Annotated in this window: 12 protein-coding genes; 5 read left to right on the forward strand and 7 right to left on the reverse strand. The window is 73.5% G+C overall.

The window, feature by feature from the left end; all coding sequences use genetic code 11:
- Nucleotides 1–10: 10 nt before the first annotated feature.
- On the reverse strand, nt 11–1,126 hold the full coding sequence (locus ACS3YM_RS06370; protein WP_439939232.1) for a glycosyltransferase: 1,116 nt from the start codon (nt 1,124–1,126) through the stop codon (nt 11–13).
- A gap of 113 nt (nt 1,127–1,239) precedes the next feature.
- Here ACS3YM_RS06370 and ACS3YM_RS06375 point away from each other — a divergent pair, with 113 nt between their 5' ends.
- A complete protein-coding gene (locus ACS3YM_RS06375) occupies nt 1,240–1,593 on the forward strand; it encodes a cupin domain-containing protein (protein ID WP_439939233.1) in 354 nt (117 codons plus the stop codon).
- 75 nt (nt 1,594–1,668) lie between these two features.
- Nucleotides 1,669–4,005, forward strand: a complete 2,337-nt coding sequence (locus ACS3YM_RS06380; protein ID WP_439939234.1) for a heavy metal translocating P-type ATPase — start codon at nt 1,669–1,671, stop codon at nt 4,003–4,005.
- On the opposite strand, the gene ACS3YM_RS06385 is transcribed toward ACS3YM_RS06380, so the two are convergent.
- The gene (locus ACS3YM_RS06385) at nt 3,971–5,536 is read right to left on the reverse strand and encodes a peptide chain release factor 3 (protein ID WP_439939235.1); all 1,566 of its coding nucleotides are present in this window, start codon (nt 5,534–5,536) and stop codon (nt 3,971–3,973) included. The genes ACS3YM_RS06380 and ACS3YM_RS06385 overlap by 35 nt on opposite strands.
- Before the next feature lie 120 nt (nt 5,537–5,656).
- On the opposite strand from ACS3YM_RS06385, the gene ACS3YM_RS06390 reads away from it, so the two are divergent.
- From ACS3YM_RS06390 to ACS3YM_RS06400, 3 genes are read left to right on the forward strand one after another with little or no spacing between them, the layout of a single operon-like run.
- Nucleotides 5,657–7,036: a wax ester/triacylglycerol synthase family O-acyltransferase gene (locus ACS3YM_RS06390; RefSeq protein ID WP_439939236.1), complete on the forward strand. Its 1,380-nt coding sequence runs from the start codon at nt 5,657–5,659 to the stop codon at nt 7,034–7,036.
- Between the two features lie 9 nt (nt 7,037–7,045).
- Entirely contained in the window at nt 7,046–8,617 is a 1,572-nt protein-coding gene (locus ACS3YM_RS06395; RefSeq protein WP_439939237.1) for a hypothetical protein, read from the forward strand.
- Complete coding sequence (locus ACS3YM_RS06400; protein ID WP_439939238.1) at nt 8,614–9,849, forward strand: hypothetical protein; 1,236 nt, start codon at nt 8,614–8,616, stop codon at nt 9,847–9,849. The genes ACS3YM_RS06395 and ACS3YM_RS06400 overlap by 4 nt, the downstream gene beginning before the upstream one ends.
- Here the strand turns inward: ACS3YM_RS06400 and ACS3YM_RS06405 are convergent.
- From ACS3YM_RS06405 to ACS3YM_RS06425, 5 genes are all read right to left on the reverse strand, one after another.
- Complete coding sequence (locus ACS3YM_RS06405; protein ID WP_439939239.1) at nt 9,809–10,564, reverse strand: class I SAM-dependent methyltransferase; 756 nt, start codon at nt 10,562–10,564, stop codon at nt 9,809–9,811. The genes ACS3YM_RS06400 and ACS3YM_RS06405 overlap by 41 nt on opposite strands.
- Nucleotides 10,561–11,757: a dTDP-4-amino-4,6-dideoxygalactose transaminase gene (gene rffA, locus ACS3YM_RS06410; protein ID WP_439939240.1), complete on the reverse strand. Its 1,197-nt coding sequence runs from the start codon at nt 11,755–11,757 to the stop codon at nt 10,561–10,563. Before rffA ends, ACS3YM_RS06405 begins: the two co-directional genes overlap by 4 nt.
- Before the next feature lie 38 nt (nt 11,758–11,795).
- Nucleotides 11,796–12,545, reverse strand: a complete 750-nt coding sequence (locus ACS3YM_RS06415) for a sulfotransferase family protein (protein WP_439939241.1) — start codon at nt 12,543–12,545, stop codon at nt 11,796–11,798.
- A complete protein-coding gene (locus tag ACS3YM_RS06420) occupies nt 12,542–13,483 on the reverse strand; it encodes a glycosyltransferase family 2 protein (RefSeq protein ID WP_439939242.1) in 942 nt (313 codons plus the stop codon). The genes ACS3YM_RS06415 and ACS3YM_RS06420 overlap by 4 nt, the downstream gene beginning before the upstream one ends.
- Nucleotides 13,484–13,549: 66 nt before the next feature.
- On the reverse strand, nt 13,550–16,945 hold the full coding sequence (locus ACS3YM_RS06425) for an error-prone DNA polymerase (RefSeq protein ID WP_439939243.1): 3,396 nt from the start codon (nt 16,943–16,945) through the stop codon (nt 13,550–13,552).
- Nucleotides 16,946–16,960: the final 15 nt, after the last annotated feature.

Here is a 16,960-nt window from a genome sequence, read left to right on the forward strand (position 1 = left end):
GCCAGCCCGGTCAGCCCGCCGTCCCGTGGAGCTGTCGCGCGACCTCGTCCGGGCTCGGCATCGCGTCGATGACGTCACGGAGCCGCCTGGCGGCCGCGCGCTCGGGGGCGCGCTCGCCGATCACGGCGGCTGCGGCCGAGGCGACCGACCCGGGCGGTGCTCCCGGGGGCACCACGCGACAGGCCCCCTCGGTGGCGAGGTGCTCGGCGTTCCAGAACTGGTCGGCGCCCTGTGGCATGACGACCTGTGGCAGCGCGTGGGCGAGGGCCCCGATGACCGTGCCGGTGCCGCCGTGGTGCACCACGACGTCGACGTGGGGAAGCAGCTGCGCCTGCGGCACCTCCTGCTCGACGTGCACCGCGGGCGGCAGGTCGCCGAGGTCGCTGGGTTCGACACCCGGTCCGGTCGCCACCAGGACCTCGCACCCGGTCCCGGCGATCTCGAGGGCCGCAGCCCGCAGGACGTCGACCTTGCCGAAGACCGTCCCCAGCGTCAGGTAGGCCCGCGGCGCCGTGCGCGGCTCGAGCAGCCAGCCCGGCACGGGGCTGTCCGGCGACCATGCCGTCGGCCGCATGGCCGTGGTGGGGAACGGTGGGCTCGCTCCGGGCTCGGCCAGGAAGGACGGGTGCGGGTCGATGAGTCCCTCGGCCAGCTCGCCCGGCGACGCGGACACGCGCTCCGCCACGGCGTCGTAGATGCCCGACCACATCTCACCCCAGCCGACCACGGCCTGGCACACGGCTCGTACGCCGGTCGCGCGGGCGGCCATCGCAGCCCCGACGTCGGTCTGCTCGAAGACGAGGAGGTCCGGGCGCTCGCGTCGGAGCACGTCGGTCATGGCGTCGACGACGTGCGGCGCGCAGATCTCGACGAAGAGCGCCGTCGCGAGCTCGATGACCGGGGCCGAGGAGTCGCGCAGCATGCCCCGTCGGGCGACCTCCGCGTGAGCGTCGGCGAAGGTCCAGGACGCCTCGGCACCTCGTACGGTCCGCGCGGGCAGGCGGCTCGCGAAGTCCTCGCCCGTCGCGAAGACCACCGTCGCCCCGGCCCGCTGGAGCGCGAGCGCCAGCGGCACCAGGGGATAGAGGTGACCGAACGCCGGCAGCGCCGCGAGGACGACCTTCACCTCCCGACCATAGGACCGCGGGGGCCTCCCGCGCGTTCCCCCATCTTCGGGATGGCTTCCGCCCGGACGACGGAGCATCGTGGTGCTGCGGGGAACCACCAGAGGAGCAGCCCATGTCCGACAAGCAGAACATCGACACCCCGCACGAGCGACGCCCGTTCCGCGACCACGGCCACATGGACGTGGTCACCCTGGGCGACTTCACCGTGGGCCGGGGCGTCTTCGAGCCGGGCTGGCGCTGGTCGGAGGACGTCAAGCCGATCGCCGGCACCGACTCGTGCCAGGTCCACCACACGGGCTACTGCATCTCCGGTCGGATGACCGTCAGGTCGGACGGTGGCGAGGAGATCAGCATCGGCCCCGGCGACGTCATCGACCTCGACCCCGGCCACGACGCGTGGACCGAGGGCGACGAGCCGTGCGTGCTCATCGACACCGGGGTCGCGGCCTACGCCAAGCCCGCCTGACGAGGGTCGATCGGCCCCCCGCCTGCGTGGACGATGGCCCTTGCCCGGTCGCCCGTTGTCGGGTGACCTGAAGGCATGGAGGCAGGTCGGGCACGCCTCGCGGTCCTGCTGTTCGCAGGCTCGACGCTGCTCCTTGCCCTCGGAGGCGTCCTCTGGCTCGTCGACAGCCGTGACGCCGCCGACGTCCTCTGGCTGGTCGGGACGGCCGGCGGCCTCGCCGTCGCGCTCGCCTCGACCGCCGGCGCGGTGAGGCGGCACCGGCCGACGGTGGACGTGATCGCGCTGCTGGCCCTCGGCGGCGCGATCGCGGTGGGGGAGTACTTCGCGGGCGCGGTCATCACCGTGATGCTCGCGACCGGGCAGCTGCTCGACGCCCGCGCCGATGCGCGCGCCCGCCGCGAGCTGCGCCTCCTGCTGGAGCGGTCGCCGCGCACGGCCCGCCGCCGGGTCGCCGACGGCCTGGTCGAGGTCTCCGTCGACGAGGTGGCCACCGGCGACACCCTCCTGGTCCGCACCGGAGAGGTGGTCCCCGTGGACGGCCGGCTCCTCACGCCGGCCACGCTCGACGAGTCGGCCCTGACGGGGGAGCCCCTGCCGGTCGAGCAGCCGGCCGGCGGCACGGCGCGCAGCGGTGCAGTCAACGCCGGGGCGCCCTTCGACCTGCTGGCCACCGCGGCGGCCAGCGAGTCGACGTACGCCGGACTGGTGCGGCTGGTGGAGCAGGCCCAGGCCGCGTCCGCGCCGTTCGTGCGCCTCGCCGACCGCCTCGCCGTGGTGTTCGTCCCGCTCACCCTCCTGCTCGCCGGCGGCGCCTGGGCGCTGACCGGGGACCCGGTGCGCGCCGTCGCCGTGCTGGTGGTGGCCACCCCGTGCCCGCTGCTGCTCGCGGCCCCCATCGCCTACATCTCCGGTCTGTCCCGGGCGACCCGTGTCGGCGTGGTCATCAAGGGTGGCGGTGCCCTGGAGCGCCTTGCTGCTGCTCGCGTCATCATGTTCGACAAGACCGGCACCCTGACCCGCGGCCGGCCCCAGCTCGTCGGCACGGTCATGGCGGGCGGCGACCTCACCGCCGACGAGCTGCTGCGCCTGGCCGCGTCGCTCGACCAGATGTCGCCGCACGTGCTCGCCACCTCGATCGTCTCGGCCGCCACCGCCCGTGGTCTGGACCTCGAGCTGCCCACCGAGGTGGTCGAGGAGCACGGCTACGGGCTCAGCGGGACGGTCGGCGGGCGCCAGGTGGCCCTGGGCAAGCGCGCGTGGATCGTCCCCGACCCCGCCCCGGCCTGGGCCCAGCGGGCGCGCCGTCGCGCCAGCCTGGACGGCTCGATGACGGTGTTCGCCTCGGTCGACGGGGAGGCGGCCGGGGCGTTCCTCCTCGAGGACGTCATCCGGCCCGACGCGCCCCGCATGGTCCACGGCCTGCGCGAGGCGGGGATCCGGCGCGTCGTCCTGGTCACCGGCGACCGCGCGGACACCGCCGAGACCGTGGGCAGGATCGTCGGGACCGACGCCGTGAACGCGGAGTGCGACCCGGGCGAGAAGCTGGCGGTGATCCACGCGGAGCGCGAGGCCGACGTCGTGATGATGGTGGGCGACGGGGTCAACGACGCGCCCGCGCTGGCCGCCGCGGACGTCGGCGTCGCGCTCGCCGCGCGCGGGGCGACGGCCTCCTCGGAGGCGGCCGACGTCGTGCTGACCGTCGACCGGGTGGACGCCCTGGCCGACGCCATCCTCATCGCCCAACGGTCGCGACGCATCGCGCGGCAGGCGGTGGGCATCGGGATGGGCCTGTCACTGCTGGCGATGGCGGCGGCCGCGGCGGGCCTCCTGCCTCCCGCCGCGGGCGCGGTGCTGCAGGAGGGGATCGACGTGCTGGCCATCGGGTTGGCGCTGCGGGCGGTGCTGCCGGGGCGCACGCACACGGTGACGCTGCCGCACGCCGACGTGGTCATGGGCCACGAGCTGCGCGCCCAGCACGAGGCGTCGTTGGTCGTGGTCGAGGAGATCCGTGCGGTGGCCGACCAGATCAGCACCCAGGCGCCCGACCTCGTGCCGGTGCGCGGGCTCCTGGACCGGTTGCGCACCGTCCTGCTCACCCACGAGCACGCCGACCAGGCCCAGCTGGTGCCGCTCGTCGCCCGCGCGCTCGGCGCGCCCGCGACGTACGCCCTGACGAGGACGCACGCCGAGATCGAGCACCAGGTCGGACGGCTCGGGCGGCTGCTCGGCGACATCCCCGACGAGGGCGCGCAGCCCGAGGACATGGTCGAGGTGCGGAGGCTGCTCTACGGCTTGTACGGCGTGCTGCGGCTGCACAACGCGCAGGAGGACGAGACGGCCCACAGCCTGCTGCCGCCGGCCGAGGCGTCGCGGCTGGTCAGCTCCCGCCCGCCGGCAGAGCCTCGAGCATGATGTCGGGGTTGTCGCGGGCGGTGACCATCGCGCGCCACTGGTCGACGAACAGCGCCAGGTGGGTGCCGTCGCTACGCTCGAGCACCTCGACGCCGCGCATGCCCGCGAGGGCCGTGGCGCCGGCAGCGTCCGTGCGGCGCGCGACCTGGTAGTCGAGCCGGGAGAAGCGGATGGGGGAGTTGAACTCGTTGGTCATCCGGTCCTCGACGACCTCGAACTGCATCGGACCGACCGCGGCGAGCACGGGGTTCTGGTCGCCGCGCAGGTCCGAGCGCAGCACCTGCACCACGCCCTCCTGGTCGAGCTGCTCGATCCCGCGACGGAACTGCTTGTAGCGGCCGATGTCGCCGGCGCTGGCGGTGACGAAGTGCTCGGGCGCGAAGCTCGGCACGGGCGGGTACTCGATGGCGTCGCCGACGTAGACCGTGTCGCCGACGCGCAGGGCCTGGGCGTTGACGAAGCCGATGATGTCGCCCGGCTCCGCGCTCTCGACCGCAGCGGTGTCACGACCGAAGACCGACTGGGCGAACTTCGTCGCGAAGGGGCGACCGGTCGTGGCGTGGGTGACGACCATGCCGCGCTCGAAGGTGCCCGACACGACGCGGGCGTAGGCGAGACGGTCGCGGTGCGCGTTGTTCATCCCCGACTGCACCTTGAAGACGAACGCGCTGAACTCGTCGTCGACCTCGCGCACCGAGCCGTCCACGCCCGGGGTGGCGCTGGGGTCCGGAGCGATGTCGAGCAGCAGGTCGAGCAGCTGCGCGACGCCGAAGTTCTGCAGGGCCGAGGCGAACATGACCGGCGTCGTCTCGCCGGCCAGGAAGCGGTCCTGGTCGTGGTCGGCCTCGTCGAGGGTGAGCAGCTCGTGCTCCTCGACCGCGTCCGCCCAGAGACGTACGTCGTCCTCCTCCACCTCGTCGGACGACATCCGCCGCTCGGGTGCGCGCGTGGCCCCACCGGCGGTGCGGGTGTACTTCACGAACTCGCCCGTCCGGCGGTCCAGGACGCCGCGGAAGTCGCCCGCCTCGCCGACCGGCCAGGTGAGGGGCGTGGGCCGCAGCTTGATCTTCTCCTGGATGAGGTCCATCAGCTCGAGCGCCGAGAGCCCCGGACGGTCCCACTTGTTGATCACCGTCATCACCGGGATGCCGCGCAGCGCGCACACCTTGAACAGCTTGAGCGTCTGCGGCTCGAGCCCCTTGCCGGCGTCGACGAGCATCACCGCGGAGTCGACGGCCGAGAGCACGCGGTAGGTGTCCTCGGAGAAGTCGCTGTGGCCGGGGGTGTCGACGAGGTTGATCACGTGGTCGCGGTAGACGAACTGCAACGCCGCGGACGTGATCGAGATGCCGCGCGCCTTCTCCATCGCCATCCAGTCCGACACCGTGGCGCGGCGGTCGCCCTTGCCGTGCACGGCCCCGGCCTCGGTGATCACCCTCGCGTGCAGGGCGAGCGCCTCGGTGAGGGTCGACTTGCCCGCGTCGGGGTGGCTGATGACGGCGAACGTACGGCGGGGGCGGGTGTCGGGCACCGAGCGAATCTACCGGCCGCGCGCCCGGACAGCCGCTTCGCCGACCTCGTGACCTTGGTCCCTGTCGAGGCTGTTCGGCCGGCGGAAGACTGGGGGTGCGGGGGAGGAGGAGCACGCGTGATGGGCGGACGACAACGGCTGGGCGTCCAGGACGCGCTCTGGCTGGAGATGGACGAGCCGGGCAACCTGATGGTGGTCGACAGCCTCTTCTGGACGGCCGCCCCGATCGACTGGGACCGCTACCGGGACGTGGCGAGGGAACGGCTGTGGGACCGCTTCCCCGTCTTCCGCAGCGTGGTGGTCCGTGGCGACGACGGCGCCTGGTGGTGGGAGGAGCAGCCCGGTGCCGACCCCGAGGACCGCTACGAGCACGTGAGGCTGCCGGAGCCGGGTGGTGACGCCGAGCTGCAGGCTCTGATCGCCGCGCAGCGCACCGTGCCGCTGGACCGCAGCGAGCCGTTGTGGCGTGCCGTCCTCGTCGACGGCTACCGCGGTGGCAGCGCCGTGCTGTTCCGCGCCCACCACGCCATCGCCGACGGCGTCCGCATGGTCCAGCTCGCCTTCAGCGTCTTCGACCCCGGACCGGAGGGGATCGTGGCACCGCCCGCGGCGCCCCGAGCGTCGCGTCGTGGCATCGCGGGCACGTCGCGGCTCCTCGCCCGGGGCGCGGTGACCAATCCGGCCGGCGCTGCCCACACCGCGCTCACCCTCACCGGGTCGCTGGTCGGCTCGCTGGTCGGCTCGGCGACCGGTGACGTGGACACCCTCCGGAAGCTCGTCCTGGGCACGCGCAACGACTCCACCTGCTGGACAGGCACGGTCGGCGAGCACAAGGCCATCGCGTGGGCGCCACCCATCGACCTCGACGACGTGAAGGCCATCGCCCGTGCCCACGCGGTCACGGTGAACGACGTGCTCGTCACGTGCGTGGCCGACTCGCTGCGGACCTACCTGCGCCGGCACGGAGCCGTGTGCCACAGCGTGACGTGGGACGTGCCCGTCAACCTGAAGCCGTTCGACCCCACCCTGCCCGTGGTGCTCGGCAACAGCTTCGCCCTGGTGCAGCTCGAGCTGCCGACGAGCATCGACGACCCGGTGCGCGCGCTCGAGGTCGTACGACGTCGGATGGACCGGATCAAGCGGGGCCACGAGGCTGTCGTGGACTTCGGGCTCCAGGCGCTCATCGCCCGGCTGGACAAGCGGCTCTACCGCGCGTCGGTCGACCTGCTCGCCAACCGCGCGATCGGCGTGCTGACCAACGTGCCCGGACCGGACGTGCCGCTCCACGTCGCGGGCCGCAAGGTCGAGGGCATGCTGGGCTGGGCGCCGCTCACCGCCGACCAGGTCATGTCCTTCACGATCTACAGCTACGACGGGAAGGTCTTCGTCGGGATCGCTGCCGACGCCGGCCTCGTCCCCGACCACGAGGAGGTCGTCGAGGGCTTCTCCGCCGCGCTCGAGCGGATCCGGCTGCTCACCGAGGCACACCCTGGTCCGTAGGGTGTGCGCGTGCCCCCTCGCCCCGACCGGTCCGACGGCGTCCGCCCCGGCTGGGTCTCGCGGCTCCGCGGCGCCGACCCGCTGGTGCCACTGGTGGCGCTCGTGTCGGTCGTCGTCTACGTCCTGCACGGCTTCCACGGCACGCTGACGCGCGACCTCGGGATCTACAGCTACGCGGGCCAGCAGGTCGCCGACGGCGTCCCTCCCTACCTCGGCGTGCTCAACCGCGCGGGTCCGCTGGCCCACGTGCTGCCGGGAGTGGGAGCGCTGGTGGCGCGCGCGGGGGGGTGGGACGACGTGGTGACGATGCGCGTGGTCTTCATGCTCATCGCCACCGCAGCCGTCTGCGTCGCCTACCTGCTCGGCCGCGACCTGTTCCGCTCGCGCGGCGCCGGCCTGGTGACCGCGGGCGGGATGCTCGCCATCCACGGCTTCATCCAGTACGCCTCGAGCGGGCCACGCGAGAAGACGCCCATGGCGTTGTTCGTCCTCGGTGCCCTGTGGGCGATCACCCACCGGCGGTGGTTCACCGCCGGCGTGCTGACCAGCCTGGCGACCCTGTGCCTCCAGACGGCCTTCTTCAGCACCTTCACCGCCGTCGTCGTCGGCGTGCTGCTGCTCGCGCCCGAGCGACGGCTGACGTCGTTGCTCCGGGTCGCGGCCGGGGGGCTTGCCCCCGTCCTCCTCCTGGGCGTGTGGTTCGCGCTCGCCGGGTCGCTGCGCGCGGCGTACGACGGCTTCTACGGGATCAACCGCCGCTACACCGTCCCCAACCCGCTGACCGTGGACCGTGACGACGTCTGGGTCGACCTGCACGCCGCCTACGGGGTCACGGTGTGGCTGCTCCTCGCGGGCGCCGTCCTGCTGGCGCTCGTCTCCCTGGCCGCCGTGTCCCGTCGCGCCCGCACCGCGGTGCCGGGCCTGGCAGTACTCCCCGCGATGACGGCAGGCCTCGGCGCCGGCCTGTGGTGGATCCTGCAGGAGTACGACGCCTGGGCCGACCTGTTCCCGGTGCTCCCGTTCGCGGCGCTGGGCCTGGGGTCCGCCTACGCGGTGGCCGTGCACCGGCTCGCCGCGCGGCCACGAGCCGTGGTGGCAGCGGTGCTCGCGGTGACCGCCGTCGTGCTCGCGCTCGACTACTCGCTGGGCACCCGCAACCACGGGCTCGACGAGCAGCGGGAGGCGACGGCCGCGGTGCTCGCGACGCTCCCTGACGGCGCCACCATCACCTCGATCGAGGCGCCGCAGCCGTTGGTGCTCACCGGTCGCACCAACCCCACGCGCTACCAGATGTTCCGCAGCGGGCTCCAGGACTACATGGACGACACCTGGCCGGGAGGCCTCGACGGCTTCCAGCGGGACCTCGTGGCCGACGAGTCGGACCTCGTCGCGGTGGGGGAGACGGTGTCACTGCGCTGGCGGAGCTCCCTCCAGCCGGGCTACGTCTACGTCGGCAGCGCGCCGCTGTGGGACTGGTACGCCCGCGCGTCGCTGGGCGCCGACACGATCGCGGCGCTGCGCCAGGCCGCCGGCTACGACCCGAGCAGTCCGCTGGCCCAGCCGGAGGAGTCGACGGGATGAGCCGCTCGCTCCGCACCCCGGTCCTGCTCGCCGCCGGCTCGGTCGTCAGCGGGCTCCTGGCCTACCTCCTCTTCGCGCTCGTCACCCGCGGGCTGGGTGCGACCACGGCCGCACCGGTGTCGGTGCTCTGGACGCTCTGGGCACTGGCCGGCGCGGCGTTCACCTTCCCGCTGCAGCACTGGATCACGTGGTGCTTCGCAGCCGGGCACGAGGGAGACGTCCGCAGCTCGGCGCGCCGCGTCACGACCGTCGTGGTGGCTGTGGCGGCGGCCGCCGGGGTGCTCGCCTGGGTGCTGCGCGAGCGGCTCTTCGGCCGCGGGGACGCCTGGTTCCCGGTCCTCGTGGTCCTGGTGGTGGTGGGCTCGGCGGCCGTCGGGGTGCTCCGCGGCGGGCTGGCGGGGCGGGGGCGGATGGCGGCCGTCGCCTGGAGCCTGGTCGCCGAGAACGCGTTGCGGTGCCTGCTCGTCGGGGTGCTCCTGCTCGTCGACGTCCGCGACCCGGTGGCCCACGGGCTCTGCCTGGTGGCCGGCTCGCTGGTGGCGCTGTGGCCCTCGGCCTGGCGGTTCGGTGCAGTCGGCGTCGGTCGCTCCGACTCGCTCGCCTTCCTGGGCGGGGCCGCGACGGGCCAGCTGCTGGCACAGGGCGTGCTGACGGGGGGAGCGGTGGTCCTGGCGTTGCTCGGCGGGTCTCCCGCGGAGGTGACCGCGCTCTTCGCGACCCTCGCGCTGTTCCGGGCGCCCTACATGGTCGTTCTGGGCGTGCTGCCCCAGGTCACGCACACCGTCACCGGGCTCGTCGTGGCAGGGGAGGTCGACACGCTGCGCTCGCTCGCCAGGCGCCTGGTCGTCCTGGGGTCCGCGACCGTGGCGGTGGCCGCCCTCCTGGGGTGGTGGGTCGGACCGGAGGTGGTGCGCGCGGTCTTCGGCGACACCGTCGAGGTCGGTGCCGGACCGGCGTCCCTCGTCGCCAGTGGTTGTGCCCTCGCACTGGTCAACGTCGTGATGATGGTCGGCGGCCTCGCCCAGGACCGTCCGGCCCGGGTCGCCGGGGCATGGGCCGTGGCCCTGCTGGCCGGTGGGGTGGCGCTCCTCGCACTCGGGGCGGCGGCTCCGCTCGACCGGGTCGTCGTCGCCTTCCTCGTCGCCGAGGTCGCGGCCACGGTCGCCCTCGCCGTGGTCGCCTCAGCGGTGCTCAGGACCGGCCGGAGGGCCGGTCGGGACGCGCGGGCCTGACGGCGGCGACGAACACCGACGACCCGAAGGGCAGGTCGGCGTGTCGCAGCAGACGGGCCTCGACGCCGCACACGCCTGTCAGCGCGCGGTCCGTCGTCGGGGACACCTGCGGGAGACGCGAGTCGCCGACCGGAGCCGGGCGCAGGCGCCGGCGCAGCCGCTCGGCCACGAAGAGCGGGAACACCCCGCCGAAGGCGTACGTCGCCCGCAGCACCTGCATGCCGGCACCCTCGACCAGGCCCACGATCCCCGGTCGCGTGTAGCGCCGGTGGTGGCCCGCCTGCACGTCGTGGTCGGACCATGCCCACTGGTAGGCCGGGACCGAGAGAAGCATCCGGCCGCCCGGTGCCAGGACGCGCACCAGCTCGGCGACCGCCCGCACGTCGTCGGCGCAGTGCTCGACGACGTCGAAGGCCGAGACCACGTCGAAGGTGTCGTCGGCGAAGGGCAGCTCGGTCGCCGACCCGACGACGCCCTCACCGGGCCGCAGCCCGTCGGGGAACAGGTCCAGGCTGACGTGCTGCTGGGCACCGCGCATCCAGCCCACGCTCGGTGCGTCGGCGCTCCCCACGTCGAGCGTGCGGCGCGGCGCCGCCAGGTGCGGGGACATCACGGCGTCGAGCAGGTCGGCACGGGCGCGGTGCCACCAGTAGCCCTCGCGCCGCAGCGACGACGAGCCCGGCTGCGAGCGGGGCCCGGCCGGATCGCTGCTCACCGGTCGGGCAGGGTGGCGGTAGCGGCGTCGAGGAAGGCGGCGACCACCCGGTCGGCGTCGGGGTCGGAGAGGTTGTTGTAGAACGGCATCCGCAGCAGCCGGTCACTGACGTCCTGCGACACCGGGCACTCCGTCGTACGGGCCGCGAAGCTCCTGCCGGCCTCGGACGTGTGGAGCGGCTGGTAGTGGAACGTCGCCTGCACGCCGGTCTTGCGCATCAGCTCCAGCACGTCGTTGCGGCGGTCGCGGTGCGACAGCAGGACGTAGTACATGTGGTGCGCGGGTCGCCGGTCCTCGGGCACCCGCATCACCTCGAAGCCCAGCTCCTCGGTGTGCGGGGCCAGCGCGGACTCGTAGCGCTCGTGGAGGTGTCGCCGCTTGGCCTGGACCGCCTCGCGCTGCTCGAGCTGGCCGAGGAGGTAGGCGGCCAGCACGTCGGACATGCCGAAGGAGGACCCGGTGTCCTTCCAGGTGTACTTGTCGACCTGGCCGAGCATGAACGCGTGGCGGTTGGTGCCCTTGTCGTAGAGCACCCGCGCCCGGTCGACGTCCTCGGGGTCGTTGAGCACGAGGGCGCCGCCCTCGCCGCACACGAAGTTCTTGGTCTCGTGGAAGCTCAGCGTCGCGAACCGTCCCAGGCTGCCGAGCGGCTCGTCGCGCCAGCGGCCGAAGAGGCCGTGGGCGTTGTCCTCGACGAGCCGGACGTCGGGCCGGTCGGCCAGGACGGCGCGGATCCCCTCCATGTCGCAGGCGACGCCGGCGTAGTGCACGACGACGACCGCCCGCACGTGGTCGTCGAGCAGGCTGGCGAGATGGGCGGGGTCGAGTCCCAGGGTGACGGGCTCGATGTCGCAGAAGACCAGGCCGGCACCCTGGCGGGCGAACGCGAGCCCGGTGCTGGTGAAGGTGAACGACGGCACGATCACCGTGTCGCCCTCCTTCAGGTCCATGAGCATCGCCGAGAGCTCGAGCGCCGCCGTGCACGAGGTGGTCATCAGCACCTCGGGCGAGCCGGTGTCGGCCGCCAGGATCTCGGCCGTGCGGTGCGCGAACTCGCCACCGGAGGACAGGTGCCCGCCGCGCACGGCTGCCTGCACGTGCTCGAGCTCGCGCCCCTCCACCGCGGGCAGGTTGAACGGGATGTCCGGCAGCTCCTGCTCGGACTCGATCTCGGGCTGCTGCAGCTGTGCCACCACCGGCACCTCCCTCTCGTCATGACTGTCGGTCCGGCTCACCACGGAAGCAGCCTCCCCAACCGCTGGGCAAGTTCGGCGTTGCTCTCCTCGAAGTACCCCTCCAGCGTCTTCCCAAGCGCGGCATCCAGCGCGGGGACCTCGCCCGGGCTCGCGTTGACCGCGTCGTCGGCCGGGACGGGCGTACGGCCCGGGTCGAGGCCCAGGTCGGCGACGAGGGTGCGCAGCACGAGGGGGTCGGCCAGCAGCTCCTCGAGGAAGAGCACGTGCGTGGTCCCGGGGAACGCCGTCAGCCACGGCCGCAGCTGCTCGGCGTAGCGTCCGCGCCGCAGGTAGGCGAAGGGCGACACCGACGACCGCTCCGGGTCCCACGGCTGGTCCTCGCGGAGGTCGGCGAGCAACGACTCCTCGAGGGGGCGGGTCTCGAGGCCGTTGGCCGTGCTGAACCGCCAGTGGGACACGGCCCGGCGCACGGGGTCGCGCAGCAGCACGACGACGTCCGGCGTGCCCAGCATCTCCGCGGCCCGGGACGGCGCCTCGGGGTCCTCGAGGTAGCTGGTGCTCTTGTCACCGAGCAGCTGCTCCCCGCCCGCGTGGGCGAACCACGTGCGGTGGTACCAGTGGACGCCGCGCGCCGACAGCCCGGCGTCGCAGAAGACCTTCGGCTCGGGCGGCGACGGGCGGGCCATGGTGGCGTCCGGGTGGGCGTCGAGGGCGCGGCTGAGGTAGGTCGTGCCGCACCGCTGCCCGCCGACGACCAGCAGGTGCCGGTGGTCGCACCCGCTCACGAGGAGACCCGCCGTGCCACGTGGTAGGTCGTGACCGAGCTGACGGCGTTGAGCGTGCGGACGACATACTCCCCCAGCATCGACAGCAGCATGATCACGAAGCCGTTGAGCACGGCCAGCAGCACCGCGATCGTCGTCCAGCCGGGGACCTGCGAGTCCACGAAGAGCGAGCGCCCCAGGTAGAAGAGGCCCAGCAGGAAGCTGCCGGCGGCGACGGCGAAGCCGACGGCGGCGGCGAGCCGCAGGGGGTAGACGGAATAGCTGAACAAGATGGTGAGCACCAGCGACACGATGCGTCGCAGGCCGTAGCTGCTGGTGCCGACGGTGCGCGGGTCGTGCCGGACCAGCACGTCGGCCGGGTCGCTGGAGAACATCAGCGCCTGGCCGGTGATGTAGGGGTGGGCGGTGCGCGACGCGCAGATCCGCTCGACCACGTCGCGGCGCAGGATGCGGAAGTTGGACACGGCGAGGCCCGGGGGCTGGTCGAAGACCCGTCGGTTGATCATGCTGATCGCCTTGCTGCCGAGGCGCCGGTGGCCACGCGCCTGCTTGCGCTCGAAGCGGCCGAAGACGACGTCGTGGCCCTCCATCGCCTTCTCGATGAGGAGCAGCGCCTGGTCGGGCGGGTTCTGCAGGTCGTCGTCGAGGGTGATCACGTAGTCGCCGGTGGCCTCGCGCATCCCCGCGACGTTGGCGTGGTGCTGGCCGTAGTTGCGCAGCAGGTCGAGGGCGACGACGTGCGGCGAGCGCCGGGCCAGGTCGGCGATGACCTCCCAGCTCGCGTCTCGGCTGCCGTCGTTGACCAGCACGACCTGGTGGCGCAGGCCGGCGGCCTCGAAGACCTCGAGGACGGCGTCGACGGTGCGGCCCACGACCTCCTGGCTGTTGTAGACGGGGATGACGATCGAATACGAGAAGTCGGCCGGGTCGGCGCTCACGGTGTCCCTCTCACGGGTCGGCTTGGTCCCACCATAGGGCCGAACCGCGAACCGGCGCCCCACTCCTCAGCGGAAGTCCCGCGAGGACGCCCGCGCCTGCAGCACCGCCCCCGCGCCGGGCACGACGACGTCGATGGGCTCGACCCGGTCGGCGACGAGGTTGGTCACGCCTTCGTTGCGCTCGAGGCGCCCGCGGACGACCACCGCCACCCGGTTGCGTGCGGCCTGTCGGTGCGCCTTCATCACGCCGATCGAGCACACGACGTTGAGCATGCCCGTCTCGTCCTCGAGGTTGAGGAAGGTCACCCCCATCGCGGTGCCGGGTCGCTGCCGGTGGGTGACGAGACCGCCGACGTGGACGCGGCGGCCGGCCTCGGCGTCGGCGAGCTCGGCGACCGACCGGACGCCCGCGCGGCGCAGCTCGTCGCGCAGGTGCTCGACCGGGTGGCGCTCGGGGGAGATGCCGGTGGCCCAGAGGTCGGCCAGGGTGATCTCGGGCTCGCTCATGCCGGGGAGCGTGGGCGCCGCCGGGGCCGGTGTGCTCCCGGGCAGGTGCCCGGCTCCCTCCGCGAAGCCCGCCGCCCAGAGCGCCTCCCGGCGGTCCAGGCCCCACGCGTCGAACGCGCCCGCCGTGGCCAACGCCTCGAGCTGGGCCGGGGTGAGGTCGGCGCGGCGGGACAGGTCGGTGATGCCGGTGAAGGGCGCCTCGTCACGCGCCGCGACGATCCGGCGCGCCACGTCCGGCCCGATGCCGCGCACCGAGTCGAGCCCGAGGCGTACGGCGAGCGCGCCGTCGCGCCGGTGGGTCGGGACCGGGTCGGGGGTGCCCGGCACCCACTCGACGCGCTCGAACCGGGGCCGGCAGCACCCGTCGAGCCCGGTAGCGGCGACGGGACCGTCGACGCAGGGCTCGAGGTCGGCCTGCGCCGCGGACCGGGTCACGTCGGGGCGGCGTACGTCGACTCCGTGCCGCCGGGCGTCGCCGACCAGCGACTGGGGCGAGTAGAAGCCCATCGGCTGGTTGCGCAGCAGGCCGGCGAGGAACGCTGCCGGGTAGTGCAGCTTGAACCACGACGAGGCGTAGACCAGGAGCGCGAAGGACAGGGCGTGCGACTCCGCGAAGCCGAAGTTGGCGAAGGAGAGGATCTTGACGTAGATCGAGTCGGCCAGCTCGCCGGTGATCCCGCGCTTCGCCATGCCGGCGTAGAGCTTGGCCTTGACCGACTCGATGCGCTCGACCCCGCGCTTGGACCCCATGGCGCGGCGCAGCAGGTCGGCGTCGTCGCGGCTGCAGTCGCCGAGCGTGACGGCCATCGCCATCAGCTGCTCCTGGAACAGCGGGACGCCCTTGGTGCGCTCGAGCACCGGGACGAGCTCGGGGTGGTCGTAGGTCACCGGTTCCTGCCCGGTGGCCCGGCGGACGTAGGGGTGGACCGCCCCGCCCTGGATGGGGCCGGGGCGGATCAGGGCGATCTCGATGGCGAGGTCGTAGAACTCGCGGGGCCGCAGCCGCGGCAGCGTGCCGATCTGGGCCCGGCTCTCGACCTGGAACACCCCGATCGAGTCGGCCCGGCAGAGCATGTCGTAGACCGCCGGCTCCTCCTTGGGCATCGTGGCGAGGTCCCACTGCTCACCGAGGTGCTCGGCGACGAGCCGCATCATGTGGTCGAGCGCGCCGAGCATGCCGAGGCCGAGCAGGTCGAACTTGACCAGGCCCATCGACTCGCAGGCGTCCTTGTCCCACTGCAGCACGGTGCGCCGGTCCATCCGCGCCCGCTCGATGGGGCAGACCTCGCCGATCGGCCGCTCGGTGAGCACCATCCCGCCGGAGTGGATGCCGAGGTGGCGGGGCGCGCCCATCAGCTCCTCCGCGAGCGCGACAACGGGCGCCGGGACGTCGTGGGCGTCGGGGTCGCCCTGGTCTCCGGCCACCACAGACTTCCAGCCGTCGATCTGCTTGGACCAGGCGTCCTGCTGGCCGGGGGAGAAGCCGAGCGCCTTGGCCGCGTCACGCACCGCCATCCGGGGCCGGTAGGCGATGACGTTGGCCACCTGGGCGGCGTTGCGGCGACCGTAGGTGTCGTAGACCCACTGGATCACCTCCTCGCGCCGGTCGGAGTCGAAGTCGACGTCGATGTCGGGCTCCTCGTCGCGGTGCGCGGAGATGAAGCGCTCGAAGGGGAGCCGGTAGAAGACGGCGTCGACGGCAGTGATGCCCAGGGCGTAGCAGACCGCCGAGCTCGCCGCGGACCCGCGGCCCTGGCAGAGGATCCTCCGCTCGCGCGCGAAGGCGACGATGTCGTGGACGATGACGAAGTAGCCGGCGAAGTCCTTCTCGGCGATGACCCGCAGCTCGTGCTCGAGTCGCTCGCGGGCCTCGGCCTCGTGCGGGACCCCGGCGTACCTCTCGGCGAAGCCGCGCTCCGCGAGCACCCGCAGCCACGAGTCGGCGGTGTGGCCCTCGGGGATCTGCCGCTTCGGCAGGGCGGGTGACGCCTTCTTGAGGTCGAAGGCCAGCTCGTCGGCGAGCGAGACGCTGCGCCGCACGGCCTCGGGGTACGCCGTCAGCGCGGCCGCCGTCTCGGCGCCGCTGCGCAGGTGGGCCGAGCCCGACAGGTCGAGCCAGCCGTCGAGCTCGGCGAGGCTGCGCCGCGCGCGGACGGCCGCCATCGCCGAGGCCAGCCGGTGCCGCTGCGGGGTGGCGTGGTGGACGTTGCCGGCGGCGACGACGTCGAGCCCGTGGACGGCGGCGAGCCGGGCGAGCGAGGCGTTGGTCGGGTCGGCGCCGGGTCGCGGGGAGAGCTCGACGAGCACGTGCTCGAGCCCGAAGAGCGACGTCAGCCGGTCGAGGGCCTCGGCCGCGGCGGGCTCGCCGCCCGAGGCGAGGGCCTGCCGGACGGTGCCCTTGCGACACCCCGTCAGCACCGCCCAGTGGCCGCGTCCGTGCTCGCCCAGCTCGTCGAGGTCGTAGACCGGGCGTCCCTTCTCGTCACCGCGCAGGTGGGCGTCGGTCATCGCCGCGGCGAGCCGGTGGTAGCCCTCGACCCCGCGCGCGAGCACCAGCAGGTGGCTGCCCTCGGGGTCGGGCACGCCGTTCTGCGGCGCCGTGAGGCCGAGGGACAGCTCGGCGCCGAAGACGGTCGGGAGGTCGTAGGCCGCCGCCGCCTCGGCCAGCATCGGCGCGCCGTAGAAGCCGTCGTGGTCGGTGATCGCCAGGGCGTGCAGGCCGAGGCGCACCGCCTCCTCGACGAGCTCGGCAGGCGAGCTGGCCCCGTCGAGGAAGCTGAAGTGGCTGTGGCAGTGCAGCTCGGCGTAGGGCGTGACGGCGACGGGTCGCTCGATCTCGCGCGCCTCGGTCGAGCCGCGCTTGCGTCGCGACACCGGTGCGTCGTCGGCTCCGGGCAGGCCGCTGAGCCGCCGCTCGAGCTCCTTCCAGTGCATGGCGGGGTTGTTCCAGCCCATCAGCCCCGCTCCTCG

Source organism: Nocardioides sp. N13(2025) (assembly GCF_051912545.1).
GTDB lineage: Bacteria > Actinomycetota > Actinomycetes > Propionibacteriales > Nocardioidaceae > Nocardioides.

Coding starts and splice junctions, on each gene's coding strand:
- ACS3YM_RS06400 (WP_439939238.1), top strand. CDS start 8,614: ATGAGCCGCTCGCTCCGCACCCCGGTCCTGCTCGCCGCCGGCTCGGTC.
- ACS3YM_RS06380 (WP_439939234.1), top strand. CDS start 1,669: ATGGAGGCAGGTCGGGCACGCCTCGCGGTCCTGCTGTTCGCAGGCTCG.
- ACS3YM_RS06375 (WP_439939233.1), top strand. CDS start 1,240: ATGTCCGACAAGCAGAACATCGACACCCCGCACGAGCGACGCCCGTTC.
- ACS3YM_RS06390 (WP_439939236.1), top strand. CDS start 5,657: ATGGGCGGACGACAACGGCTGGGCGTCCAGGACGCGCTCTGGCTGGAG.
- ACS3YM_RS06425 (WP_439939243.1), bottom strand. CDS start 16,945: ATGGGCTGGAACAACCCCGCCATGCACTGGAAGGAGCTCGAGCGGCGG.